Consider the following 7546-nt stretch of genomic DNA (forward strand, 5'->3'; position numbering starts at 1 on the left):
GAGTCTAGCCCCCTGCACTTCCGTTATTTGCGGACCTTGAGGGCAAACAGCCCCTGCGGCCGCAGCATCAGAATTCCGACCACTGCGAGCAGCGTCAGCACCTTCGCCATCGAGCCCGACATGAAGAACTCGAGCGTCGACTGGGTCTGCGAGATCGAGAAGGCGGAGGCGATGGTGCCGAGCAGGCTGGCGGCGCCGCCGAACACGACGACAAGGAAGGTATCGACGATATAGAGTTGGCCCGACGTCGGTCCGGTCGAGCCGATCATGGTGAAGGCGCTGCCTGCGACGCCGGCGATGCCGCAGCCGAGTGCAAAGGTGTAGCGGTCGACCTTGGCCGTGTTGATGCCGACGGCGCCTGCCATGATGCGGTTCTGCACGACGGCGCGGACCTGGCGGCCCCAGCGCGAACGGAACATGATGTAGGCGACGCCGATCGTGATCAGCACCGTCAGGCCCATCACGAAGACGCCGTTGATCGGTACCTCGATCGAGTCGGTGACGTGCAGCGAGCCGAGCATCCATTGCGGCAGCTCGACGCCGACCTCGCGCGCACCGAAGATCGAGCGATAGGCCTGCTGCAACATGAGGCTGAGGCCCCAGGTCGCAAGCAGCGTGTCGAGCGGTCGCTTGTAGAGGTGCCGGATCAGCACCCATTCGACCAGCATTCCGAGCGCGCCGGAGGCCAGGAAGGCCAATATCATGGCGAGGAAGAAGTAGCCGCTGAACAGGCTGGGCAGATAGGACTGGAAGAAGTTCGACGTCATCCAGGTGACGTAGGCGCCCAGGATCATGAACTCGCCATGGGCCATGTTGATGACGCCCATCTGGCCGAAGATGATCGCGAGCCCGAGCGCCATGAGCACGTAGACGGAAAACAGGATCAGGCCGGCAAAGCCCTGCATGACGAAGATCGAGCCGAGGTCGCCAATCGAATAGTCGCCGAACATCTGATTTCTCCGTCGAGGGGACAGCGTCCCGCGTCCGGGGAACAGCGTCCCGCGTCCGAGGGTCCCGCGTCGCGATTGACATCGCGACGCGGGGGTCGTGGGCATGGACTTGCAATCCACGCCAGGGAGCTCTTGGTGGGGAAGCTTGCGGGGAAATCCGCGCGCTTACTGGTAACCCTTCGGGAACGGATCCGGCTCGACCAGATCTGCGGTCTCGTAGATCAGCTCGAACTGACCATCGAGCTTGGCGCGACCGACACGGGTCTTCGACCAGAGATGATGGTTCTCGTGGATGCGCACATAGCCTTCCGGCGCGCCCTTGAACTCGACGCCGGGCGAGGCCGCCGCGATCTTGTCGACGTCGAACGAGCCGGCCTTCTCGACCGTCAGCTTCCACAGCCAAGGGCCGAGATAGGCAGCCTGGGTGACGTCTCCGATCACGGTCTTTTCGCCCCACGCCTTCTTGAAGGCCGGCACGAACGCCTTGTTGTTGGGATTGTCGAGCGACTGGAAGTACTTCATGCAGGCATAGGCGCCCGCAATGTTCTCGCCGCCGATACCGTCGATCTCGTCCTCGGTCACCGAGATCGTCAGCAGCGGCTGTTTGGAGAGGTCGATGCCGGCAGCCTTCAGCTGCTTGTAGAAGGCGACGTTGGAGCCGCCGACAACGTCGGTGAAGATCACGTCAGGCTTGGTCAGCTTGATCTTGTTGATGACCGAGTTGAACTGTGTCGAGCCGAGCGCGTAATACTCCTCGCCGACGACCTTGCCTTTCAGCACGTTCTCGACATGCTTGCGCGCGATCTTGTTCGAGGTGCGCGGCCAGATGTAGTCGGAGCCGATGAAGAAGAACGATTTGGCGCCCTTCTCCTTGGCGATCCAGTTCAGGCCGGCGAGGATCTGCTGGGTGGCTTCCTGGCCGGTGTAGATCACGTTCTTGGACTGCTCGAGACCTTCATAGAAGGTCGGGTAGTAGAGCATGCCGTTGTACTGCTCCATCACGGGCAGCACCGCCTTGCGCGAGGCCGAGGTCCAGCAACCCATAATCGCCGCGACCTTGTCGTTGACGAGGAGCTTCTTGGCCTTTTCCGCAAAGGTCGGCCAATCGGAGGCGCCGTCTTCCTGGATGAACTTGATCTTGCGCCCGAGCACGCCGCCGGCGGCGTTGATCTGCTCGATGGCGAGCTTTTCGGCCTCGATCGACCCGGTCTCGGAGATCGCCATGGTACCGGTCGCCGAATGCAGGATACCGACCGTCACTTCGGTGTCGGTGACCGCAAGACCCGTGGTGTTGACCGCCGAGGTCGCCGGGGCCTGGGCGAAGGACGCCCGCGGCAGCATGGTGATGGCCGGCACGGCCGCCATTCCCATCAATAATTTGCGCCGGAGCGGCGAGAACAGGCCCTTGTTGGCTTCGTCTGACATGAGCACCCCACTTTTTGTTCGAGGACACGCGATTGGTGCCGTGAGGATGGCTCGAATTTGTGCAGCGCAAGCATACGCAAGATCGCGTATACTGCACCGCAAAATACCGACGTAGGCTTTTGGTACGGGATTTGCGAGGGATCCGGCGACAGTTTCGGAAGTGGGGTTCGAGTGGCAGGGCGGCAGCGAATAGACCGCGTCAGGCGCCAGTACAACCAATGGGTCGCCAACCAGACGCTGGAAGACTACGCGCTGCGCTTCACCGCCAAGAGCGCACGGCGCTGGTCCGCCGCCCGTGTCGCCAACACCGCGCTTGGTGCGATCTCATTTCTGGCGCTGGAAGCGATCGGCGGCACCATCACGCTGAACTACGGCGCCTCCAACGCGATCGCCGCCATTCTGGTGGTCAGCGTCATCATCTTCCTCTGTGGCCTGCCGATTGCCTACTATGCCGCAAAATGCGGCACCGATATCGACCTGCTGACCAGAGGCGCCGGTTTCGGTTATATCGGCTCGACCATCACCTCGCTGATCTACGCGTCCTTCACGTTCATCTTCTTCGCGTTTGAGGCGGTCATTCTGGCCGCGGCGCTGGAGCTGTGCTTCGGAATCCCCCGCCCGCTCGGCTATCTCGTCAGCGCCATCGTCATCATCCCCCTCGTGACCCACGGGATTACCCTGATCAGCCGCTTCCAGCTGTGGACACAGCCGATCTGGATCGTCCTGCACGTGCTCCCCTTCCTGGCGATCGCCTGGGCCAATCCCCATTCGTTCACGGAGTGGCGGACGTTCGCCGGCGAGCATGGCGATCCCAACGGGCATCTCGATCTCCTGCTGTTCGGCACCGCCGCGTCGGTGGTGTTCTCGCTGGTGGCGCAGATCGGCGAACAGGTCGACTTCCTGCGTTTCCTGCCGCGCGACCGCCGTACCTCTCGAACCTCCTGGTGGATCGCCCTGCTCAGCGCCGGCCCCGGCTGGATCATTTTCGGCGCGCTCAAATTGCTGGTCGGCTCCTTCCTGGCCTATTTCGCGCTGAGCCATGGCGTCGGGCTCGAGCAGGCTGCCGAGCCGGCCAACATGTATCTCGAAGCTTTTCGCTATGTGCTGTCGCAGCCGGACCTCGCGCTGGCGCTGACCGGCACTTTCGTGATCCTGTCGCAAGTCAAGATCAACGTCACCAACGCCTATGCCGGCTCGATCGCCTGGTCGAACTTCTTCTCGCGATTGACGCACAGCCATCCCGGTCGCGTGGTCTGGCTGGTGTTCAACGTCGTGGTGGCGCTGCTCCTGATGGAAATCGGTGTCTACAAGGCGCTGGAGCAGACGCTGGCGCTCTACTCCAACGTCGCGATCGCATGGGTCGGCGCTCTGGTCGCCGATCTCGTCATCAACAAGCCGCTTGGCCTGCGTCCACCGCAGATCGAGTTCAAGCGCGCCCATCTCTACGACATCAACCCGGTCGGCGTCGGCGCCATGACGATCGCGACCATTGCCTCGATCAGCGCGTTCTATGGCGTGTTTGGCCCGACAGCCAAGGCCCTGTCGGCCTTCGTCGCTCTCGCAGCCGCCTTCGTCTCGGCGCCGCTGATCGCGTGGGCCACCGGCGGCAAGTACTACATCGCCCGGAAGCCGAAGCGGGGCTGGCAGAACGTCGAGGCCATCCAATGCTGTATCTGCGAGCATTCGTTCGAGCCGGAGGACATGGCATCATGCCCCGCCTATGCCGGACCAATCTGCTCGCTGTGTTGCTCGCTCGACGCCCGCTGTCATGACCTCTGCAAGCCGCACGCACGGGCCGGTGCACAGGTGTCGGAAGCGCTCGGCAAGATGCTGCCCGAGACGATCCATACCCGGCTCAACTCGCAGTTCGGTCAGTATATCGGCGTATTCGCTGTCTCGGCCGGGCTCGTAGGGCTCGTGCTCGGACTGGTCTACCTGCAGACCTCGGCAACCGTGCATGCCGACGCGCTGCTGGCTGACGTGCTATGGAAAGTGTTCTTCTCGCTGATCATCATCATCGGCGTCGTTGCCTGGCTGTTCGTGCTGGCGCAGCAGAGCCGTCGCGCAGCGGAGGAGGAAACCCGGCGGCAGACCACGCTCCTGATCCAGGAGATCGACGCGCACAAGCGCACCGACGCCGAATTGCAGCGCGCCAAGGAGGTCGCGGAGTCCGCCAACCTCGCCAAGAGCCGTTATGTGGTCGGACTGAGCCACGAGCTGCGCTCCCCGCTGAACGCGATCTCCGGCTATGCGCAATTGCTCGAGCAGGACAACAGTCTGCAGGCGCGGCCCCGGGATCAGGTGCGGGTAGTCCGCCGCAGCGCCGATCATCTGTCGGGGTTGATCGACGGCATCCTCGACATCTCCAAGATCGAAGCCGGACGGCTCTACCTCTCCCGCGACGAGGTTCGCCTCAACGACTTCCTCGATCAGCTCGTCGGCATGTTCCGCCTGCAAGCTGCCGCCAAGGGCATCGACTTCATGTTCAAGCGGCCGGCGATTCTGCCGGTCGTGGTCTATGCGGATGAAAAGCGGTTGCGGCAGATCCTGATCAATCTGCTGTCGAACGCGATCAAGTTCACGCAGACCGGCAGCGTCAAGTTCGTCGTGCATTATCGCAGCCCCGTCGCCGAATTCGAGGTCGTCGATACCGGCCCCGGCATCCGGCAGGACGATCTCGAACGCATCTTCGCCCCATTCGAGCGCGGCGCGCTCGGCGTGGCGCAGCCGCAGACCGGGACCGGCCTGGGTCTCACGATCAGCCGCCTGCTCGCAGGCGTGATGGGCGGCGACATCAAGGTGACGAGCACGGTCGGGACCGGCGCGACCTTCCGCGTGAAGCTCCTGCTCTCCGAGGTCACCAATCCCCGGCGCGATGCACCGGTGGAGGCGCCGATCTACGGCTATCTCGGCCCGCGCAAGACGATCCTGATCACCGACGATGACCCGACGCATCGCGATCTCCTGCGCGAGGTGCTGGCGCCGCTCGGCTTCATCCTGCTCAGCGCCCCCGATGGTCCCGGCTGCCTCGCGCTGGCGCAGCACTGCCGGCCCGACCTGTTCCTGCTCGATATCTCCATGGCCGGCATGGACGGCTGGACGGTGGCAGAGACCTTGCGCGCCAACGGCCATCACACCGCGCGCATCCTGATGGTGTCGGCAAGCGCGCTCGAAGCGCATGGCGCGCCGCTGGCGCAGCCGTTCCACGACGGCTATCTGATGAAGCCGATCGACATCCCGCGGCTGCTGGAAACCATCCGCCAATTGCTCAAGCTCGACTGGCAATACGACGCCGAACAGGCCCCCGCGCCGCTGTGGAAACCGGAGAGCGGCTCGCGACCCCCGGGGAAATATGTCGAGGAGCTGATCGATCTTGGCCGTCTCGGCTACGTCCGGGCGATCCAGCTCAAGCTCGACGAAATCGGCACCGAGCTGCCGGAGCACGCCGACTTCGTCACCCATATGCGCGCACTGCTCGACCGTTTCGATCTCGATCAATACATGGCGACGCTGAAAACCCTGCACAGCTATGATCACTGACCCCAAAAAGCGCGACGTCGCCCTCGTCGTCGACGATTCTCCCGAGACGCTCCGTCTCCTGACCGACGCGCTCGATGGCGCAGGCATGACCGTGATGGTCGCACTCGATGGCTTGTCCGCGATGCGGATCGTCGACCAGATCACGCCAGACATCGTGCTGCTCGATGCGGTGATGCCAGGCATGGACGGGTTCGAGACCTGCAAACGGCTGAAGCGCGATGCCGGCCTCGACGGTGTGCCGATCATCTTCATGACGGGCCTTGCCGAGACCGAGCACATCGTGCGCGGGCTCGAAGCCGGCGGCGTCGACTATGTCACCAAGCCGATCGCGATTGAGGAGATACTGGCACGCATTCGCGTCCATCTTGCCAACGCGCGGCTGACCCAGAGTGCGCGCGCAGCGCACGACGTCTCCGGCCGCTATCTGCTCGCGGTGAACGACGCCGGCAAGATCAAGTGGGCCACGCCGCAGGCGCAGAAGCTGCTGGCGGATGCCCTCGCAGTCGATGCCGACGATAACTTGGTGCTGCCCGACCCGATACCGCAATGGATCGATCAGATCCAGAAAGGCAAAGCCGCCTCGAAGACTGCCGCGATGGCATCGTCTACCGGCAGCGAGCAGCTTCGGCTGCAATATGTAGGCAAGCTCGGCCCGAACGAATTGCTGCTGCGGCTGGCAAAGGATACAGGCACAGACTCGCCGGCGGAATTCCCTCGTGAGCTCGGGTTGACGACACGTGAGAGCGAGGTGCTGTCCTGGCTGGCGAAAGGCAAAACCAATCGCGACATCGCGCAGATCCTTGGCCTCTCGCCACGCACCGTCGACAAGCATCTCGAGCAGATCTATGCCAAGCTCGGCGTCGAGAACCGCACAGCGGCGGCGGCGATCGCGGTCAACGCAAACCGGCGCAATTCGTAGAAGCGCATCTCGTCGAACCTGATCTGAGAGGTCGTCGGGCGCACTGCCTGACTGCGAAGCGCAACCAAGCGCCAGTTTTGCGCCGCACCATCCCCCGGCCCCTTGGAACGCTCACTTTTTGAGCATGCAACGGCGGCTGAGCTCAGGCTTAATCACGCCAACGTCGAGTCGTGCTCACCAAGAGGTGGGCAAGACATACGACAGGAGTGGAGGATCGGATGCGACAGCTCGTGCAGGTCGCTCTCTGGGTGTTCGTCTCTACGCTAAATGGCACGGCGCTCGCGTTCGACCGCGGACAATACGACAACGTCCCGCCTGACATCCGCGCATGGTTCAAGTCCGTGACCGCGCCGAACGGCGTACCATGCTGCGACATCTCGGATGGTCACCGTACCGAATATGATTATCGTGACGGTACCTATTGGGTGCCGATTGAAGGAGAATGGATGGCCGTACCCGAGCGGGCCATCATTCGCGATCGCGGCAATCCGGTCGGTCAGGCCGTCGTGTGGTACGTGCATCACCGCGGCAACATCATCATCAGCTGTTTTGTGCCGGCAGACGCAGTGTAAACTGTCGAACTGTCAGCCGGTCACCATATAGCTCCGGCCTGTTGACGCCAACCGACCGCGACCTGTGCATCGCGCCACGCATTCGCCGCTGCAGCAGCACTCACAAGGTGCTGGAAGGCACCACACCCAAGGGGCGCGGT

The 7546-nt window shown here is 63.1% G+C and carries 5 protein-coding genes; 3 read left to right on the forward strand and 2 right to left on the reverse strand.

What is annotated here, in order from left to right:
* Nucleotides 1–23 precede the first annotated feature (23 nt).
* Both urtB and urtA read right to left on the reverse strand, forming a co-directional pair.
* The gene (gene urtB, locus JQ617_RS25085) at nucleotides 24–950 is read right to left on the reverse strand and encodes an urea ABC transporter permease subunit UrtB (RefSeq protein ID WP_027557089.1); all 927 of its coding nucleotides are present in this window, start codon (nucleotides 948–950) and stop codon (nucleotides 24–26) included.
* A gap of 165 nt (nucleotides 951–1115) precedes the next feature.
* Nucleotides 1116–2375, reverse strand: a complete 1260-nt coding sequence (urtA, locus tag JQ617_RS25090; protein WP_212028614.1) for an urea ABC transporter substrate-binding protein — start codon at nucleotides 2373–2375, stop codon at nucleotides 1116–1118.
* A gap of 171 nt (nucleotides 2376–2546) precedes the next feature.
* On the opposite strand from urtA, the gene JQ617_RS25095 reads away from it, so the two are divergent.
* From JQ617_RS25095 to JQ617_RS25105, 3 genes are all read left to right on the forward strand, one after another.
* The gene (locus tag JQ617_RS25095) at nucleotides 2547–5915 is read left to right on the forward strand and encodes a hybrid sensor histidine kinase/response regulator (protein WP_212028615.1); all 3369 of its coding nucleotides are present in this window, start codon (nucleotides 2547–2549) and stop codon (nucleotides 5913–5915) included.
* The gene (locus JQ617_RS25100; RefSeq protein ID WP_212028616.1) at nucleotides 5905–6834 is read left to right on the forward strand and encodes a response regulator transcription factor; all 930 of its coding nucleotides are present in this window, start codon (nucleotides 5905–5907) and stop codon (nucleotides 6832–6834) included. Before JQ617_RS25095 ends, JQ617_RS25100 begins: the two co-directional genes overlap by 11 nt.
* Before the next feature lie 218 nt (nucleotides 6835–7052).
* The gene (locus JQ617_RS25105; RefSeq protein WP_212028617.1) at nucleotides 7053–7406 is read left to right on the forward strand and encodes a hypothetical protein; all 354 of its coding nucleotides are present in this window, start codon (nucleotides 7053–7055) and stop codon (nucleotides 7404–7406) included.
* The last annotated feature ends 140 nt before the right edge of the window (nucleotides 7407–7546 follow it).

It is taken from the genome of Bradyrhizobium sp. KB893862 SZCCT0404, from assembly GCF_018130885.1.
Classification (GTDB): Bacteria; Pseudomonadota; Alphaproteobacteria; order Rhizobiales; family Xanthobacteraceae; genus Bradyrhizobium; species Bradyrhizobium stylosanthis.